Origin of the sequence: Carnimonas bestiolae (assembly GCF_051251145.1) — a bacterium.
GTDB classification, from domain to species: domain Bacteria; phylum Pseudomonadota; class Gammaproteobacteria; order Pseudomonadales; family Halomonadaceae; genus Carnimonas; species Carnimonas bestiolae.
On record NZ_JBPCZK010000011.1, the window covers coordinates 29,896 to 45,094 of the forward strand.

The 15,199-nt window shown below is 54.4% G+C and carries 23 protein-coding genes; 1 reads left to right on the forward strand and 22 read right to left on the reverse strand.

The genetic code is table 11. From position 1 onward, the window contains the following. Nucleotides 1-51: 51 nt before the first annotated feature. Entirely contained in the window at nt 52-1,230 is a 1,179-nt protein-coding gene (locus R84865_RS11775; protein ID WP_435639777.1) for a PQQ-dependent sugar dehydrogenase, read from the reverse strand. A gap of 289 nt (nt 1,231-1,519) precedes the next feature. On the opposite strand from R84865_RS11775, the gene R84865_RS11780 reads away from it, so the two are divergent. Further along, nucleotides 1,520-4,645, forward strand: coding sequence for an autotransporter domain-containing protein (locus tag R84865_RS11780; RefSeq protein WP_435639778.1), 3,126 nt, complete (start codon nt 1,520-1,522; stop codon nt 4,643-4,645). A gap of 373 nt (nt 4,646-5,018) precedes the next feature. On the opposite strand, the gene rplQ is transcribed toward R84865_RS11780, so the two are convergent. The 21 genes from rplQ to rpsC form a co-directional block, all read right to left on the reverse strand. Further along, on the reverse strand, nt 5,019-5,402 hold the full coding sequence (rplQ, locus tag R84865_RS11785; protein WP_025733401.1) for a 50S ribosomal protein L17: 384 nt from the start codon (nt 5,400-5,402) through the stop codon (nt 5,019-5,021). Between the two features lie 39 nt (nt 5,403-5,441). Beyond that, the gene (locus R84865_RS11790) at nt 5,442-6,440 is read right to left on the reverse strand and encodes a DNA-directed RNA polymerase subunit alpha (RefSeq protein WP_435631911.1); all 999 of its coding nucleotides are present in this window, start codon (nt 6,438-6,440) and stop codon (nt 5,442-5,444) included. Nucleotides 6,441-6,507: 67 nt separating this feature from the next. Beyond that, nucleotides 6,508-7,128 carry a 30S ribosomal protein S4 gene (gene rpsD / locus R84865_RS11795; RefSeq protein ID WP_435631912.1) on the reverse strand — a complete coding sequence of 207 codons (621 nt, stop codon included), beginning with the start codon at nt 7,126-7,128 and terminating at the stop codon, nt 6,508-6,510. Between the two features lie 12 nt (nt 7,129-7,140). Then, on the reverse strand, nt 7,141-7,527 hold the full coding sequence (rpsK, locus tag R84865_RS11800) for a 30S ribosomal protein S11 (RefSeq protein ID WP_011505752.1): 387 nt from the start codon (nt 7,525-7,527) through the stop codon (nt 7,141-7,143). A 33-nt stretch (nt 7,528-7,560) separates the two neighbouring features. After that, on the reverse strand, nt 7,561-7,917 hold the full coding sequence (rpsM, locus tag R84865_RS11805; RefSeq protein ID WP_025733397.1) for a 30S ribosomal protein S13: 357 nt from the start codon (nt 7,915-7,917) through the stop codon (nt 7,561-7,563). A gap of 142 nt (nt 7,918-8,059) precedes the next feature. Beyond that, complete coding sequence (rpmJ, locus tag R84865_RS11810) at nt 8,060-8,173, reverse strand: 50S ribosomal protein L36 (protein WP_077373351.1); 114 nt, start codon at nt 8,171-8,173, stop codon at nt 8,060-8,062. A gap of 31 nt (nt 8,174-8,204) precedes the next feature. Further along, entirely contained in the window at nt 8,205-9,542 is a 1,338-nt protein-coding gene (secY, locus tag R84865_RS11815) for a preprotein translocase subunit SecY (protein WP_435638149.1), read from the reverse strand. Then, complete coding sequence (gene rplO / locus R84865_RS11820) at nt 9,543-9,977, reverse strand: 50S ribosomal protein L15 (protein WP_435631914.1); 435 nt, start codon at nt 9,975-9,977, stop codon at nt 9,543-9,545. 3 nt (nt 9,978-9,980) lie between these two features. Further along, on the reverse strand, nt 9,981-10,163 hold the full coding sequence (rpmD, locus tag R84865_RS11825; RefSeq protein ID WP_025733394.1) for a 50S ribosomal protein L30: 183 nt from the start codon (nt 10,161-10,163) through the stop codon (nt 9,981-9,983). A gap of 5 nt (nt 10,164-10,168) precedes the next feature. After that, on the reverse strand, nt 10,169-10,672 hold the full coding sequence (gene rpsE / locus R84865_RS11830; protein ID WP_435631915.1) for a 30S ribosomal protein S5: 504 nt from the start codon (nt 10,670-10,672) through the stop codon (nt 10,169-10,171). A gap of 11 nt (nt 10,673-10,683) precedes the next feature. Continuing rightward, a complete protein-coding gene (gene rplR / locus R84865_RS11835) occupies nt 10,684-11,034 on the reverse strand; it encodes a 50S ribosomal protein L18 (RefSeq protein WP_025733392.1) in 351 nt (116 codons plus the stop codon). A gap of 9 nt (nt 11,035-11,043) precedes the next feature. Next, nucleotides 11,044-11,574 carry a 50S ribosomal protein L6 gene (gene rplF / locus R84865_RS11840; RefSeq protein WP_435639779.1) on the reverse strand — a complete coding sequence of 177 codons (531 nt, stop codon included), beginning with the start codon at nt 11,572-11,574 and terminating at the stop codon, nt 11,044-11,046. A gap of 9 nt (nt 11,575-11,583) precedes the next feature. Next, on the reverse strand, nt 11,584-11,976 hold the full coding sequence (gene rpsH, locus R84865_RS11845) for a 30S ribosomal protein S8 (protein ID WP_025733390.1): 393 nt from the start codon (nt 11,974-11,976) through the stop codon (nt 11,584-11,586). Nucleotides 11,977-11,991: 15 nt separating this feature from the next. Then, nucleotides 11,992-12,297 carry a 30S ribosomal protein S14 gene (gene rpsN, locus R84865_RS11850; protein WP_435631917.1) on the reverse strand — a complete coding sequence of 102 codons (306 nt, stop codon included), beginning with the start codon at nt 12,295-12,297 and terminating at the stop codon, nt 11,992-11,994. Between the two features lie 11 nt (nt 12,298-12,308). Continuing rightward, nucleotides 12,309-12,848 carry a 50S ribosomal protein L5 gene (gene rplE / locus R84865_RS11855; protein ID WP_435631918.1) on the reverse strand — a complete coding sequence of 180 codons (540 nt, stop codon included), beginning with the start codon at nt 12,846-12,848 and terminating at the stop codon, nt 12,309-12,311. An 18-nt stretch (nt 12,849-12,866) separates the two neighbouring features. Then, complete coding sequence (gene rplX, locus R84865_RS11860; protein WP_025733387.1) at nt 12,867-13,184, reverse strand: 50S ribosomal protein L24; 318 nt, start codon at nt 13,182-13,184, stop codon at nt 12,867-12,869. 15 nt (nt 13,185-13,199) lie between these two features. Beyond that, complete coding sequence (gene rplN / locus R84865_RS11865) at nt 13,200-13,571, reverse strand: 50S ribosomal protein L14 (protein ID WP_025733386.1); 372 nt, start codon at nt 13,569-13,571, stop codon at nt 13,200-13,202. 41 nt (nt 13,572-13,612) lie between these two features. Next, on the reverse strand, nt 13,613-13,873 hold the full coding sequence (gene rpsQ / locus R84865_RS11870; RefSeq protein ID WP_435631919.1) for a 30S ribosomal protein S17: 261 nt from the start codon (nt 13,871-13,873) through the stop codon (nt 13,613-13,615). 1 nt (nt 13,874) lies between these two features. Beyond that, nucleotides 13,875-14,066 carry a 50S ribosomal protein L29 gene (gene rpmC / locus R84865_RS11875; protein WP_025733384.1) on the reverse strand — a complete coding sequence of 64 codons (192 nt, stop codon included), beginning with the start codon at nt 14,064-14,066 and terminating at the stop codon, nt 13,875-13,877. Next, complete coding sequence (rplP, locus tag R84865_RS11880) at nt 14,066-14,479, reverse strand: 50S ribosomal protein L16 (RefSeq protein ID WP_025733383.1); 414 nt, start codon at nt 14,477-14,479, stop codon at nt 14,066-14,068. The genes rpmC and rplP overlap by 1 nt, the downstream gene beginning before the upstream one ends. Nucleotides 14,480-14,491: 12 nt before the next feature. Next, the gene (rpsC, locus tag R84865_RS11885; protein ID WP_025733382.1) at nt 14,492-15,196 is read right to left on the reverse strand and encodes a 30S ribosomal protein S3; all 705 of its coding nucleotides are present in this window, start codon (nt 15,194-15,196) and stop codon (nt 14,492-14,494) included. Between the last annotated feature and the right edge of the window lie 3 nt (nt 15,197-15,199).

A 15,199-nucleotide genomic window follows, 5' to 3' on the forward strand; every position in this document is an offset into this window, starting at 1 on the left:
ACCACCGGATGGTCAACGTGGCGGCGCTGAGCGATCAGCGTCGCCTTTCTTTTATTGGAGCGCGGCACGCTTGGGAGTAATCCGCATTACCTTGCCCGGATTCGCATCCTCCAATATCCACAGCGCGCCATCCGGGGCTTGAGCAATAGCACGTAGCCGCATCCCCAGATTCCACTGCTCTACGCTGCGGATGCGGTTATCTTTGGTGAGATCTACCCGCCACAGATTCTTGCCACTCAGCCCCGTGATCAACGCGCTTCCCTTCCATTCAGGATAGCGATCACCGCTGTAAAACAGCAGCGAGGAAGGCGACATCGCCGGCGTCCAATAAAGCCTGGGGGCTTCGATATCGGGCCGCGTGCGGTGAGTTGGCAGCGGCGTGCCGTCGTCCGCATTGCCTTCCGACACCGCTCCCCACCCATAATTGGCACCTGCTTTTATCAAATTGAGTTCATCACCGCCCTGCGGCCCCATCTCCACCTGCCACAGCGATCCAGTGGGAGAGAATGCCATGCCGTAAAAGTTGCGATGCCCAAGGCTCCATGTTTGCGCCCGAACCCCTTCCTCTTGTGCATAAGGATTGCTATGCGGCGTGGAACCATCCAGGTGGAGTCTTAGCAGCTTACCTGCCGGCTGATCTGGATCCTGCGCGGCCTCAGCGCGGGCACGATCACCAACGGCGAAGAATAAATGACGGTGATCGGGCGAGAAGGTGATGCCGCCCCCAGGCTGGATGGCGTCGCTGCTGAAGGACTGCTGCCAAATGACCTTGGCGTTGGAGAGCGTGAGCGCGCGCTCGAGATCAAGAGTGAAGCGCGTCAAGGTTAACCGGCTAGTTCCCTCTTTGGCAGGCGCCATGTATGAGAGGTAAAGATGGTGCGATTTGGCGAAATCGGGCGCCAAAGCGATAGCCAACAGACCGTTATGTTTTTTGACCACTACCTCAGGCACACCAGCAACGTCGCGGGGTTGGCCGTCATGATCCAATAACACGAGTTTGCCTGTTTTCTCGGTAACGAGTGCGCGACCATCGTTCAGGAAAGCGATGCCCCACGGCTTATCCAGAGAAACCACTGTTTCCAGCGAGTATGGGAAAGCGCCATTGGGCTCAATAGTGCCTGCATTGAGAAGCTGCGCTTGTTGCTCATCCGCCCGAGCAGTAGGGGCCAACAATAGCATCAGAGAAGTGAGCAAAGCACTTAGCATCATAAGCACGACGCGTGTCGACATCGCGAGAATCCTTGGTAGAGATAGAAGAAAGTGAGCGGTCGTGTAGCGACTGCCGCGAGCATCGCCTTTTAACTTCAGACACATCCGCGCTTGAAAGCCAAAGACTACGCCTCCTTCCTCTCTTCTAACTGAAACCAATCATATTGGCGTTAGCGCCTAACATCACGCTAAAGCGCCCATGTGTCGCAATCTTCTTACTTCTGTGTGAAGTGGAGTAATAGAGCAGCTGGACTATAGTTTTCCTCGATTACTGCGAAGTTATTCAACTTTTCACAGGAAAATAACGATCATGAAGCTGGTCTGGTCTCTCTCGTGCGGGATGCTGTTAGGTAGTCTTCCTGCCGCCCAAGCAATCGCTATTCCACCCACGTTTATTGGATCGCTCACCCACGTATTGGGAAATTCCAAAGAGTGGTTCGATTACGCGAGCACGCACGTTGTCGCGCCTTACCCAGAACCCGGTAGCAAGGCATCAGAGTGGGATCGACAGGCGACCATCGACAACTACCAAGCAGAAGGAACTCCCGAGCGGGAATGGGCCGAGCAATACTCGGAAACGAGCGTGAAAACGTACAAGACCATCTTCAGCAAGGCGGTGTTTGGAGATCGCGCAGACGACGTCAATATTCTGGCGTATTCGGGCTTCCGCCAACCGCTCGAACTAGCATTGGCCTCGACGGTATTTTACGACCCCTCTGAAAAGAGGTTTTTGAAACGTTTCAAAGAGATGGTCACCGAGTACAAAAACTACTACAACCGCCCCCGCCCCAGCGATGCGTTCAAGGATCTGACCTCCTTCGAGTGGCGCGACGATTACCCAGAGCGCGGTGGCCATTCTTATATCAGCGGGCACACCACCGCGGGCTTTGGCGTTGCGACACCCTTTGCGCTGCTATTCCCGGAGCGCGGTGGCGAAATTTATGCTCAGGCACAGAAGATCGCACTCTCTCGCTTGGTACGTGCTTCGCACTTCGGCAGCGATACGATTGCTGCCCGCGCTAACGTCTATTTCTACCAGTCTGAGCTGCTTGAAGATGACAACACGCGTCGCTTCATTATTGATAGCGCCAAACGCACTCGTGCCGAGCTGGGACTTAAATTAGGCGGTAATCTGCGCGACATCCTCGAGGCGCAAGAAAGCCCGGATGACGATAAGTTTCGCGAGCAGGGTTATAGCATCGGCTATTACGATCAGGCTGATGAGGGCGCTACGCCAGGCACCGATGCCGGCAATCTGCCCACGCTATCAGCCAATCTATTAACGACACGCTTTCCTTATCTTGAGACCCAGCAGCGTCTGCAAGTCCTGGGAAGTACCGCCTATCCCACTGATTCCTTGGCTGGCTTTATGGTCAATGAAGGTGATCCCGACAGCTATTGGGGCGTCATTAACTTACCGTCCGCTTTCCGCGGACCGACCTCGCTGGATAAAGACTTCCGTGTTAATCAGCGCGTCACCGACGATGACGTTGCAGGCTTTGGCGATAGGGACACTTGGAGCAACAACATTGCGGGCGCCGGCAAGCTCATCAAGTCCGGCAACGGTCAGTTGGAACTGAGCGGAAACAACCATTTCGGCGGTATTGAGCTCGATGAGGGCACGTTACTGTTATCAGGCGATAACGATTTGCAGCATGACTCGGTGGTCCATAGCGGCGAATTGAGCGTCGATGGCAGCTTGACGAAAACACTGACAGTAGAAGAAGAAGGAACGCTATCAGGGCGCGGCACGCTCAACGACGTGTACGTCAAAGGCGGTACGGTTTCCCCTGGCGACAACACTCCAAACACTGCCATCGGCACGCTTACCACCAACGGGAATATCACCTTCGACAAGGATTCACGCTATATCGTCGATATCGATAGAGACGGAAATAGCGACCGTATTAAGGTAGCAGGAAAGGCCCAATTGAACGGCGGTCAGGTAGACGTTAGATTGGCAAATTCAGGACCTGTCTGGCGAGATATCAGCGATTTGTACGATCAGCACTACACCATTCTCTCGGCTGACGACGGCATCGAAGGACGCTTCGATGATGCCTCAGTGCCCAAGCTGCAGCGCCCTTTCCTTCAAGCAGAGCTTGGCTACACCGCTCACGACGTCGATTTGGGCATTAACCGCAACCGTCGCCTGTTCTCCGATGCAGCTGCGAATAGCAACCAACGTGGCGTGGCACGCGCAGTCGCGCAGCGCGACACCCGAAACGAAGAACCGAGCGAAGCCGCGTCTAACGCTAGGCGTGCGCCAGTCGAGCCCCGCTCGATAAAGCTCGCCTCTCGATCACTACCGTCGGCTGCTGCGTCGTTGGCAGTCGCTTCCTCCAGCAGCAGCACTGTGCCTGATGCCGCTAACACCACGGCCGCTCCTCAGTTGCAGCAAAAACAAGCCATTCAGCCGCAAAGCGAGCGCGATGACACCACCCCTCAAGATCCGCTCTACCGCGCCGTAGCACTGTCTGAAAGCGACGCACAGGCACGGGATGCGTTCAATCAGTTGGATGGACAGCTGCACGCCGACGTGATTGCCGCGACCTTGGATACCGATCAGCAGGTCGTTGAGGGAATCTCCAACCACCTCACCTTCAGTCCACAGGGCAGTGGCCCTTGGATACGAATGCTCGGCAGCCACACCCACATGAATGCGCATGGCGCGCTGGAGGGGTATCGCAGCGATAACAAGGGCATCCAATTGGGCGGTGAATTGGCCAACGACACTCAGCGCGCCGGCGTCGCATTCACCTACCTCGACGGTAGAGTGCGCAGCAATGGGCTAGGCCGCGCGCGTAGCGATAACTACTATCTGACCGCCTACGCCAGCCAACAATTTGGAGACGCCGAAATACTAGGGGGCGCGGGGTATGGTTGGCACAATATCGATACTCACCGCCATGTGCGGCTGGCCGACCTCAACGACAATTCCGACGCCAGCACCGATTCGCACAGTTGGCAGGGATTCGCCGAAGCGCGCTACCGCTTCGGAGATAAGGACACCGGCGTTACGCCCTACGTGCGCGCTTCCTATACACATCTAAACGCTGATTCGTTTACCGAAGACGGTGGCCCTCAAGCGCTCAGAAGCAACGAAACGACGGAAACGGACCTACGGTCAGCGTTGGGCGTGCGTGTTAACCACCAGCAGCCTTTGAGGGACGGGCTAACGTTGAATCTCAAGGGATCTGCGGGTTGGCTACATCAGTGGCACGATCGTGACCGAGAACGCCGTTTCGAATTTTCAGACGCTAGCGATAGCTTTGTCACCAACAGCGCTAACGCCTACAGCAACGCAGCAAGTGTAGGCGCCGGAGCCGCCCTCCGATGGCAAAATGGCATCGAAGTATCCCTCGACTACGCAGGGCTCTTTGCAAAAGGCAGGGATGATCACGGAGGCAATCTGGGCGTAGCGTGGTACTTCTAAGAGCTAAGTAAGCTCGAACTGGAAACGTGAACACCCCGCGAGCGAGGCTTGCGGGGTGTTTTTTGGACTGGGCCGCGACGGATAAAGAGCGACGTTAAGTGAGTAGCAGCAGTTGAAACAGTTCCCGTTCTGCCCTTGAGGTTAGTGAGCGGCGGTGGCGTGGAGTGAGTGGCGTGGCGGCGTGGCGGCGTGGCGGCGTGGCTGGCGTGGCTGGCGTGGCTGGCGTGGCTGGCGTGGCTGGCGTGGCTGGCGTGGTCAGGTTAAGTGCCGACCCCAATAAAAAAAGCCGAGACGGTCAGGTCTGACCGAATCGGCTTTTATTTCTTCGTGCTGCCACTAGCGAGGATGCTTATGTGGCAACGAAGCTTGGCTCTTACTCGTCGCCTGCTTCTTCAACCTGCGGACGATCAACTAGCTCAACGTAGGCCATGGGAGCGTTGTCTCCGGCACGGAAACCACACTTCAGGATGCGCACGTAACCGCCGGGGCGAGTTGCGTAACGCGGACCTAGTTCGCTGAACAGTTTACCTACTGCTGCATCAGAACGAGTGCGGCTGAACGCCAGACGGCGATTAGCAACGCTATCGTTCTTAGCCAGGGTAATGAGCGGCTCGACGTGACGACGAAGCTCTTTAGCCTTGGGCAGAGTAGTTTTGATCAATTCGTGCTCGACAAGCGACACGCTCATGTTTTTGAACATGGCCTGGCGATGCGACGAGTTGCGGTTGAGTTGGCGACCACTCTTACGATGACGCATGGTTGTGATTCCTTACCAATCTAGACTCGAGTCACTCGTTCAGGCGGAAGCCTTGTCGTCTTTCAAGCTAGCCGGTGGCCAGTTTTCAAGACGCATGCCGAGAGAAAGACCACGACCTTCGAGAACATCCTTGATTTCGTTCAAGGACTTCTTACCCAGGTTCGGGGTTTTCAGAAGTTCTACTTCGGTGCGCTGAATAAGATCACCAATGTAGTAAATATTCTCGGCCTTGAGGCAGTTAGCGCTGCGTACGGTCAACTCGAGATCGTCTACGGGGCGAAGCAGAATAGGATCGATCTGATCTTCTTCTTCCTCGACTTCCTGTTCCTTATCGGCTTCCAGATCAACGAAGGCAGCCAGCTGTTCCTGAAGGATAGTCGCACTGCGGCGAATAGCCTCTTCAGGATCCAGGGTACCATCGGTTTCCAGGTCGATGACCAGTTTGTCGAGGTCGGTACGCTGCTCTACGCGCGCAGACTCGACGGCATACGAAACACGACGAACCGGGCTGTAAGTTGCATCGAGCTGAAGACGACCGATAGCACGGCTTTCGTCTTCGCCCTGAAGCCTGGTATCCGCCGGCTCATAACCACGACCACGCTGGACGCGAAGCTTCATGCTGAGCTCGCTACCATCGTTAAGATGGGCGATAACATGATCCGGATTAATGATCTCGACGTCATGACTGAGGGTAATGTCACCAGCAGTCACAACACCTGGGCCTTTCTTGTCCAGTGTCAGCTCGGCATCGTCGCCACTGTGAAGCTTCACAGCAACATCTTTCAAATTCAGGAGGATTTCAATTACATCTTCCTGGATGCCTTCAATGGCACTGTACTCGTGCTCGACTCCTTTGATCTCAACCTCTGTGACGGCACAGCCGGGCATAGAGGAGAGAAGGATGCGACGCAGAGCATTCCCCAGGGTATGACCGAAGCCGCGCTCGAACGGCTCGAGCACGATCTTCGCATTATTCGCGTTGATCTCTTCGACCTTGATATCGCGAGGACGGAGAAACTCTGTCACTGAACGCTGCATATGAACACCTTTAAGCTGCCGAACGGGGGTACTCTAAGTCTCGTTGCGAGATAAACCAATCGAAGGATTACTTAGAGTACAGCTCGACGATCAGGTTTTCGTTGATGTCGGCAGACAGGTCTCCACGCTCGGGGACAGACTTGAATGTGCCTTCCATCTTCTTGGAGTCAACATCAATCCAAGCGACGTCACCGCGATTACCCGCGATTTCGAGCGCAGACTGAATGCGGCTCTGGTTTTTTGCTTTCTCGCGAACGGAGATCACATCGCCAGCGACCACTTTGTAAGACGCAACGTTAACGGTACGACCGTTAACCTGAATCGCCTTGTGGCTGACTAGCTGACGCGCTTCGGCGCGGGTTGAGCCGAAGCCCATGCGATAAACGACGTTATCAAGGCGAGTTTCGAGCAGTTGAAGAAGAACTTCACCTGTTGCGCCTTTCTGGGTCGCTGCTTTCTTGTAGTAGTTGCGGAACTGCTTCTCAAGCACACCGTACATACGACGTACTTTCTGCTTTTCACGCAACTGGGTGCCGTAGTCGGAGAGACGCTGACGGCGCTGACCATGCTGACCCGGTGCGCTTTCGGTTTTGGCCTTTTTCTCGTAAGCGGTTACGCCGCTTTTGAGAAAGAGGTCTGTACCTTCACGACGGGACAGTTTGCATTTAGGTCCGGTATAACGTGCCATGAATCTGTCTCCTTATACGCGGCGTTTCTTCGGCGGACGGCAGCCGTTGTGAGGAACGGGCGTCGCGTCGGTGATGCTTTGCACGCGGAAGCCTGCGGCATTGAGTGCTCGCACAGCAGATTCACGGCCGGGACCGGGGCCCTTGACCAGCACATCTACGTTCTTCACTCCATACTCGGCTGCAGCGGTTGCTGCACGTTCACTTGCTACTTGAGCAGCGAACGGGGTGCTCTTACGAGAACCACGAAAACCCGAACCGCCGGCAGTTGCCCATGAAAGAGCATTACCCTGGCGATCTGTGATCGTTACGATCGTGTTGTTAAAAGAGGCATGAATGTGGGCGACTGCGTCCACTACCTGCTTTTTAACCTTTTTACGGTTACTGCGCGGGTTAGCCATGTTTGGAAGTATCCTGGTTTAACGCGTCACGCGTTATTTGCGAATCGGTTTACGCGGGCCCTTACGGGTACGCGCGTTGGTCTTGGTACGTTGACCACGCAACGGAAGACCACGGCGATGGCGCAGACCACGATAGGTGCCCAAATCCATGAGACGCTTGATATTAAGCGTAATCTCACGACGTAGGTCACCTTCTACGACGTATTTGCCAACTTCGGCACGCAAAACGTCTAGCTGCTCTGGAGAAAGTTCTCCAATTTTTGTGCTGGCTTCGATACCAGCAGCAGCGCAAATCGCTTTGGCGCGAGTGTTGCCAACGCCGTAAATGTAGGTCAGCGAGATCGCCGCATGCTTGTTGTCCGGGATATTGACGCCTGCAATACGGGCCATCAGCTTACTCCGAATATTTGAGCGGCATTGCTCGGTTAATTACATCTACAAAAGGCGCAGTATTATATCCCCTGCTGCCTAAAGGAAGCAAGGGATATAGGTGCGCCACTCTTTCGTCAACAGCTTACCTGGATGATAAAAATCAACCCTGGCGCTGTTTGTGACGGGGCTCAGTGCAAATTACACGCACTGCACCACGACGACGAATGATCTTGCAGTTACGACAGATCTTTTTAACGGATGCTCGAACTTTCATCGTTCACTCCACTAAGTTACATGCAACGGTATCAACGAAGGATGCCGCCGCTGCCATACCCTTTCAGGTTGGCCTTTTTCATCACTGATTCGTACTGATTGGACATCAGGTGAGATTGCACCTGGGACATGAAGTCCATCACAACCACTACCGCGATCAGAATAGAGGTACCGCCAAAGTAGAACGGAACCTTCCAGGCGACCATTAAAAACTGTGGCATCAGGGAAACGAACGTGATGTAAGCAGCACCAAACAGCGTTAGCCGCGTCATCACCTTGTCTACGTAGCGCGCAGTTTGCTCGCCTGGGCGGATACCCGGCAGGAAAGCACCTGACTTCTTCAGATTATCGGCAACGTCTTTAGGATTAAAAACGAGCGCGGTATAAAAGAAGCAGAAGAATACTACTGCTGCTGCGAAAAGCAAGATATAAAGCGGTTGCCCTGGCGCTAGCGCCTGAGACACTGTAGAGAGCCACCCTAAACCTTCGCCCTGACTAAACCACTGACCAATGGAGGCGGGGAAAAGCAGAATACTGGACGCGAAGATCGGCGGAATAACACCCGCCATGTTGACCTTCAGCGGCAGATAGCTGCTCTGACCAGCATACATTTTGTTGCCAACCTGACGGCGCGGATAGTTCACCTTGATGCGACGCTGACCGCGCTCAACAAATACCACGAAGGCGATGGTGACAATACCAAGCACACCAAGCGCCAGCAGAGGCAGTACGTTCCAAGCACCATCGTTACGCGCGAGCTCGAAAGCTTGCCCGATAGCGTTTGGCATGCCGGCAACAATACCGGAGAAGATAATCAGCGAGATACCGTTGCCGATTCCTTTCTCGGTGATTTGTTCGCCCAGCCACATCAGGAAGATCGCACCTGCTACGAAGGTAACGATTGTTGTGCAATAGAAGATAATACCTGGATCTATCGCCGCTCCGCTTCCAACCAGACCAACTGCCATACCGAACGATTGAATCAACGCCAATACGACTGTGCCGTAGCGTGTGTATTGGGTGATTTTGCGACGACCCGCCTCGCCCTCTTTCTTGAGCTGCTCAAGCTGAGGTGAGACCACGGTCAATAACTGCATGATAATCGACGCAGAGATGTACGGCATGATTCCGAGCGCAAATACGCTCATACGCTCCAAGGCGCCACCCGAGAACATGTTGAACATGCTAAGGATGGTGCCCTGGTTCTCTCTGAAGAGCGCAGCTAGCTGGTCGGGGTTAATACCGGGAACGGGGATGTGAGAACCGATGCGGTACACCACAATCGCAATGAATACAAAGCGCAGACGAGCCCAAAGCTCGCTGAGCCCGCCAGTGTTACTGCTACCCGATACCTTTCCCGACTTGCTCATTTAGTCCTCTACCTTGCCGCCGGCTTTTTCAATCGCTTCGCGAGCACCTTTGGTGACCTTAAGGCCACGAACGGTAACCGCACGATCAATCTCGCCCGAAAGTACCACTTTGGCAAAACGGGTAGAGTTCTTGAGAACGTTAGCCTGTTTTAGTGACGCCAGGTCAACGGTTTCGCCTTCAACTTTAGCCAGTTCACCAAGGCGAACTTCTTCAGATACCAGAGATTTGGCAGAAGTGAAGCCGAACTTCGGCAGACGACGCTGCAAAGGCATCTGTCCGCCTTCGAATCCAGGCTTAACGCTACCGCCTGAACGAGACTTAAGACCCTTGTGGCCGCGACCACCGGTTTTACCGAGTCCGGAGCCAATGCCGCGGCCTACGCGCTTCTCGGCCTGTTTGGCACCAGGTGCCGGACGCAGAGTATTGAGTTTCATGGATTACTCCCCTTCGACTCGTACAAGGTAGTTAACCTTGTTGATCATGCCGCGTACGGCAGGAGTGTCTTCCAGCTCAACAGTATGGTTGATACGGCGAAGACCCAAGCCACGCACGGTGGCCTGATGTTTTTTACCGGTACCGATCACACTGCGAATCTGAGTAACTTTAAGTTTGCCAGACATGATACTTACCCCGTGATTTCGGCAACGGAGAGTCCACGTTTTGCAGCAACATCTTCAGGCGAACGCATGGATGCGAGCCCGTTGATAGTTGCACGCACAACGTTGACCGGATTAGTAGAACCGTAACACTTGGCCAGTACGTCATGCACGCCAGCAAGTTCGAGTACGGAGCGCATAGCACCGCCGGCGATAATACCGGTACCCTCGGAAGCAGGCTGCATGAAGACCTTGGAAGCGCCGTGGTTGGCACGAACTGCGTACTGCAGTGTGTTACCACGAAGTTCAACCTTGATCATGTTGCGGTGTGCTTGGTCCATGGCTTTTTGGATAGCGACAGGCACTTCACGTGCCTTGCCGCGACCGAAGCCAACACGACCATTGCCATCACCAACGACAGTCAAAGCGGTGAAGCCGAAGATACGACCACCCTTGACCACCTTGGCGACACGGTTGATCTGAACCAGCTTTTCCTGGAGATCACCGCTGCCTTTCTGTTCGTTATTCGCCATCGTCAAACCTTTTAGAATTGCAGGCCGGCTTCACGCGCGGCGTCAGCCAGAGCCTTGACTCGACCGTGGAACTTAAAGCCCGAACGATCGAAGGCCACTTTAGTGATACCAGCGCCTTTGGCACGCTCAGCAATCAGGGCACCCACCTTGGCAGCTGCTTCAGAATTACCGGTAGCTGCTTCACTCAATGTCTTATCGAGGGTGGAGGCGCTAGCGAGCACTTCGCTGCCATCCGCAGAGATAATCTGCGCATAGATATGGCGTGGAGTGCGGTTGACGCATAGGCGCAAAGCGCCCAGCTCGCGGATTTTGGCGCGCGCGCGGCGGGCACGACGGAGACGAGATTCTTTCTTCGCGTTCATAACCCTGCCTTATTTCTTCTTAGCTTCTTTACGGCGAACCTGTTCGTCACCGTAGCGAACACCTTTGCCCTTGTAGGGTTCCGGCGGACGGAAGGCACGAATTTCTGCCGCTACCTGACCGAGCTGCTGCTTGTTCGCGCTTTTCAGCACGATAGTAGTGTTCTTCGGCGTTTCAGCCTTAACACCTTCAGGCAACGAGTACTCGATTGGGTGGGAGAAGCCCAGCGTAAGATTGATGGTCTGGCCACTGGCCTGGGCACGATAGCCGACGCCATTGATTTCCAGAGTGCGAGTGAAACCTTCAGATACACCCAGCACCATGTTATTGACCAGTGCACGTGTTGTTCCCACCATCGCCCAGCTTTTAGCCTGAGCGCTAGGGGCGAAGGTCAGTTGACCTTCTTCCTGGCTGATAACAACGTCAGAGTGAATGGGAGTAGCGAGTTCACCTTGGGCGCCTTTAACAGACACCTGGTCTTCGCCGATTTTCACTTCAACGCCACTTGGCAGCTTGATTGGGTTCTTGCCAATTCTAGACATTTCTCACTCCTAGAATACGGTGCAGATAACTTCGCCGCCAACGCCAGCTTGACGCGCGGCGCGATCGGTCATCACACCTTTAGAGGTGGAAATGATGGCAACACCAAGACCGTCTGCAACCTTGGGCAAATCATTCTTGCCCTTATAGATGCGCAGCGATGGTTTGGAAACACGCTGCAGGTGTTCGATGACCGGCTTGCCTTCGAAGTACTTAAGGGTAACGCTCAGCTGAGGCTGCGCGTCTTCGCTAACGCTATAGTCAGCGACGTAGCCCTCTTCTTTAAGAACGCGCGCGATTTCTACCTTCACTTTGGAAGAAGGAATGTCGACAGTAGCTTTTGTCGCTTGCTGCGCGTTACGGATACGAGTAAGCATATCCGCCAGAGTGTCTTGCATGCTCATTGAATAGCTCCTCGCTTACCAGCTGGACTTGGTCAAGCCGGGAACGTTACCGTTCATGGCGGCTTCACGCAGCTTGTTACGACCAAGGCCGAACTTGTTGTAGTAGCCATGCGGGCGACCAGTTACGCGGCAGCGATTACGCTGACGAACGGAACTTGAGTCGCGCGGCAGACTCTGGAGCTTGAGCTGCGCTTCAAACTTTTCTTCGTCTGAAGCATTAACGCTCTGGATGATTGCTTTGAGCTCCGCACGACGAGCGGCGTACTTTTCGACCAGCTTCGTGCGTTTGAGCTCACGCTCAACCATGCTTTTCTTAGCCATTATTCCAGCCTTTATTTACGGAACGGGAAGTTCAGGGCGCTCAGGAGCGCGCGACCTTCCTCGTCGCTGTTGGCGGTAGTGGTAACCGTGATGTCGAGACCACGGATCCGGTCGATCTTATCATATTCGATCTCCGGAAAAATGATCTGTTCACGTACGCCCATGGAATAGTTGCCACGACCGTCGAAAGATTTCGGGTTCAGACCGCGGAAGTCACGTACGCGAGGAATCGCGATGTTGACCAGACGATCAAGGAAATCCCACATACGATCGCTACGCAGCGTTACTTTAACGCCGATAGGCCATCCTTCACGCACCTTGAAGCCTGCAACGGATTTGCGTGCTTTGGTGATGATGGGTTTCTGACCTGAAAGCTTTTCCATGTCAGCAGCTGCATGTTCGATCAGCTTTTTATCGCTGGTCGCTTCACCAACACCCATGTTCAGGGTGATTTTGGTGATTTTTGGCACCTGCATCACGTTGCTGTAACCGAACTGCTCAGAGAGCTTGGTTACCACCTCGTCTTTATACTGCTGTTTCAAATTCGCCATTATCTCACCCGACTCGAGTTAGGCGTCGATCTGCTTCTGAGTCGACTTGAAGATACGGACCTTAGTACCGTCATCTTGCAACTGAAAGCCGACGCGATCTGCCTTGCCGGTTTCCGAGTTGAAGATCGCAACGTTGGACTCATGAATCGGAGCCTCACGTTCAACGATACCCCCCTGCTGGCCGAGCATCGGGTTGGGCTTGGTGTGTCGCTTAATCATGTTCACACCCGCGATGACGAACTTGCCGTCCTTCAGTACACGTTTAACGGTACCGCGTTTGCCCTTATCCTTGCCGGCGATGACGATTACCTCGTCGTCACGTTTGATCTTGCGCATTTTCCGCTCCGCTCCTTACAGCACTTCAGGGGCCAGGGAAATGATCTTCATGAACTTCTCTGAACGAAGTTCACGAGTGACCGGCCCGAAAATACGGGTACCGACGGGCTGTTCGTTGGTGTTGTTCAACAAAACTGCCGCATTTCCATCGAAACGGATCAGCGAGCCGTCGGGGCGACGAACGCCACTGGCGGTACGCACGACCACTGCCTTGAGCACTTGGCCCTTTTTAACACGGCCACGAGGAATTGCTTCCTTGACCGTCACTTTGATGATGTCGCCGATGCGAGCATAACGACGGTGCGAACCGCCGAGCACCTTGATGCACTGCACCCGGCGCGCTCCGCTGTTGTCAGCGACATCCAGCATTGTTTGCGTCTGAATCATCGGTATTCTCCGAAGCTAAACTGACTGCTAAGCGCCAGGCGTTAGCCCTTGGCCTGCTCGATAACTTCAACCAATGACCAGGATTTGTTCTTGGAGATCGGTTTGCCTTCACGAATGGAGACACGATCACCAGTCTTGGCTTGGTTGGTTTCGTCGTGGGCATGCAGCTTGGTGGAGCGCTTTACATACTTGCCGTAGATCGGGTGACGCTCAGAGCGCTCGATCATCACGACGATGGATTTGTCCATCTTGTCGCTCACCACCTTACCGGTGAGCGTGCGTGCTTGGGATTCCTGTGACATCTTATTCACCTGCCTTCTGCTTGATCACAGTCTTAACGCGAGCGATCTCGCGGCGTGTCTGCTTGAGCAGATGAGTCTGGTTAAGCTGCCCAGTCGTCTTCTGCATACGCAGGTTGAATTGCTCACGAAGAAGCTCGAAAAGCTGTTCGTGGAGCGCTTCAGTCGACTTTTCACGCAGTTCTTGAGCTTTCATCACATCACCGTCCGTTTAACGAAGGTTGTCGCAATGGGCATCTTCTGAGCGGCTAGAGAGAAAGCTTCACGCGCCAACTCCTCGGATACGCCTTCGATCTCGTAAAGGACACGACCCGGCTGAATCTGGGCAACCCAGTACTCAACGGAACCTTTACCTTTACCCATACGAACCTCGAGAGGTTTTTCAGAGATCGGCTTGTCAGGGAAGACGCGGATCCAGATTTTACCGCCACGTTTTACGTGACGAGTGATCGCGCGACGACCTGCTTCGATCTGGCGGGCAGTGAGGCGACCGCGACCAATGGCCTTAAGGCCAAAGTCGCCGAAGCTTACGCTTGAGCCGCGCTCTGCCAAGCCGCGGTTGCGGCCCTTTTGCTGTTTGCGAAATTTAGTACGCTTTGGCTGTAACATCGACTATTCCCCTTACTTGGAGCCTTTCTTCTTGGGAGCAGCCGGCTGGCTCTGAGACTGCTTGGCTTTCGCCCGCACTTCCTCGATGCCGCCCAGAATTTCTCCCTTGAAGATCCACACTTTGACGCCGATAACGCCATAGGTGGTGTGCGCTTCGTAGGTGGCGTAGTCGATGTCGGCACGCAGGGTGTGAAGCGGCACACGGCCTTCACGATACCACTCTGTACGTGCGATCTCGGCACCGCCAAGACGTCCTGAAAGCTGGATTTTGATGCCTTTGGCACCAAGGCGCATTGCATTCTGTACCGCGCGCTTCATAGCACGACGGAACATCACGCGACGCTCCAGCTGACCGGCTACGTTTTGCGCAACCAGGCGAGCATCCAGTTCGGGTTTACGAACTTCTTCAATGTTGACGTGAACAGGCACGCTCATCATTGCAGTAAGGTCGCGGCGCAGACGATCTACGTCTTCACCTTTTTTACCAATCACGATGCCCGGACGGGCAGTGTGAATGGTGATACGTGCATTGTTGGCAGGACGCTCGATGACGACACGGCTAACAGATGCGTTTTTCAAACGATCCTCGATGAAACTACGAACAGCGAGGTCGTTATTCAGTTTGTCGGCATATGCGCCGCGCTCTGCGTACCAGACCGAGGAATGGTCTTTGACGACACCGAGGCGAATACCAACTGGATTTACTTTCTGACCCATCGG

Coding starts and splice junctions, on each gene's coding strand:
- rpmC (WP_025733384.1), bottom strand. CDS start 14,066: ATGAAAGCTCAAGAACTGCGTGAAAAGTCGACTGAAGCGCTCCACGAA.
- rpsD (WP_435631912.1), bottom strand. CDS start 7,128: ATGGCACGTTATACCGGACCTAAATGCAAACTGTCCCGTCGTGAAGGT.
- rplQ (WP_025733401.1), bottom strand. CDS start 5,402: ATGCGTCATCGTAAGAGTGGTCGCCAACTCAACCGCAACTCGTCGCAT.
- R84865_RS11775 (WP_435639777.1), bottom strand. CDS start 1,230: ATGTCGACACGCGTCGTGCTTATGATGCTAAGTGCTTTGCTCACTTCT.
- rpsQ (WP_435631919.1), bottom strand. CDS start 13,873: ATGTCACAGGAATCCCAAGCACGCACGCTCACCGGTAAGGTGGTGAGC.
- rpsM (WP_025733397.1), bottom strand. CDS start 7,917: ATGGCCCGTATTGCAGGCGTCAATATCCCGGACAACAAGCATGCGGCG.
- rplO (WP_435631914.1), bottom strand. CDS start 9,977: ATGAAACTCAATACTCTGCGTCCGGCACCTGGTGCCAAACAGGCCGAG.
- rplP (WP_025733383.1), bottom strand. CDS start 14,479: ATGTTACAGCCAAAGCGTACTAAATTTCGCAAACAGCAAAAGGGCCGC.
- rplR (WP_025733392.1), bottom strand. CDS start 11,034: ATGAACGCGAAGAAAGAATCTCGTCTCCGTCGTGCCCGCCGCGCGCGC.
- rplF (WP_435639779.1), bottom strand. CDS start 11,574: ATGTCTAGAATTGGCAAGAACCCAATCAAGCTGCCAAGTGGCGTTGAA.
- R84865_RS11780 (WP_435639778.1), top strand. CDS start 1,520: ATGAAGCTGGTCTGGTCTCTCTCGTGCGGGATGCTGTTAGGTAGTCTT.
- rpsK (WP_011505752.1), bottom strand. CDS start 7,527: ATGGCTAACCCGCGCAGTAACCGTAAAAAGGTTAAAAAGCAGGTAGTG.
- R84865_RS11790 (WP_435631911.1), bottom strand. CDS start 6,440: ATGCAGCGTTCAGTGACAGAGTTTCTCCGTCCTCGCGATATCAAGGTC.
- rplN (WP_025733386.1), bottom strand. CDS start 13,571: ATGATTCAGACGCAAACAATGCTGGATGTCGCTGACAACAGCGGAGCG.
- rpsH (WP_025733390.1), bottom strand. CDS start 11,976: ATGAGCATGCAAGACACTCTGGCGGATATGCTTACTCGTATCCGTAAC.
- rplX (WP_025733387.1), bottom strand. CDS start 13,184: ATGCGCAAGATCAAACGTGACGACGAGGTAATCGTCATCGCCGGCAAG.
- rpsN (WP_435631917.1), bottom strand. CDS start 12,297: ATGGCTAAGAAAAGCATGGTTGAGCGTGAGCTCAAACGCACGAAGCTG.
- secY (WP_435638149.1), bottom strand. CDS start 9,542: ATGAGCAAGTCGGGAAAGGTATCGGGTAGCAGTAACACTGGCGGGCTC.
- rpsC (WP_025733382.1), bottom strand. CDS start 15,196: ATGGGTCAGAAAGTAAATCCAGTTGGTATTCGCCTCGGTGTCGTCAAA.
- rpmD (WP_025733394.1), bottom strand. CDS start 10,163: ATGTCTGGCAAACTTAAAGTTACTCAGATTCGCAGTGTGATCGGTACC.
- rpmJ (WP_077373351.1), bottom strand. CDS start 8,173: ATGAAAGTTCGAGCATCCGTTAAAAAGATCTGTCGTAACTGCAAGATC.
- rplE (WP_435631918.1), bottom strand. CDS start 12,848: ATGGCGAATTTGAAACAGCAGTATAAAGACGAGGTGGTAACCAAGCTC.
- rpsE (WP_435631915.1), bottom strand. CDS start 10,672: ATGGCGAATAACGAACAGAAAGGCAGCGGTGATCTCCAGGAAAAGCTG.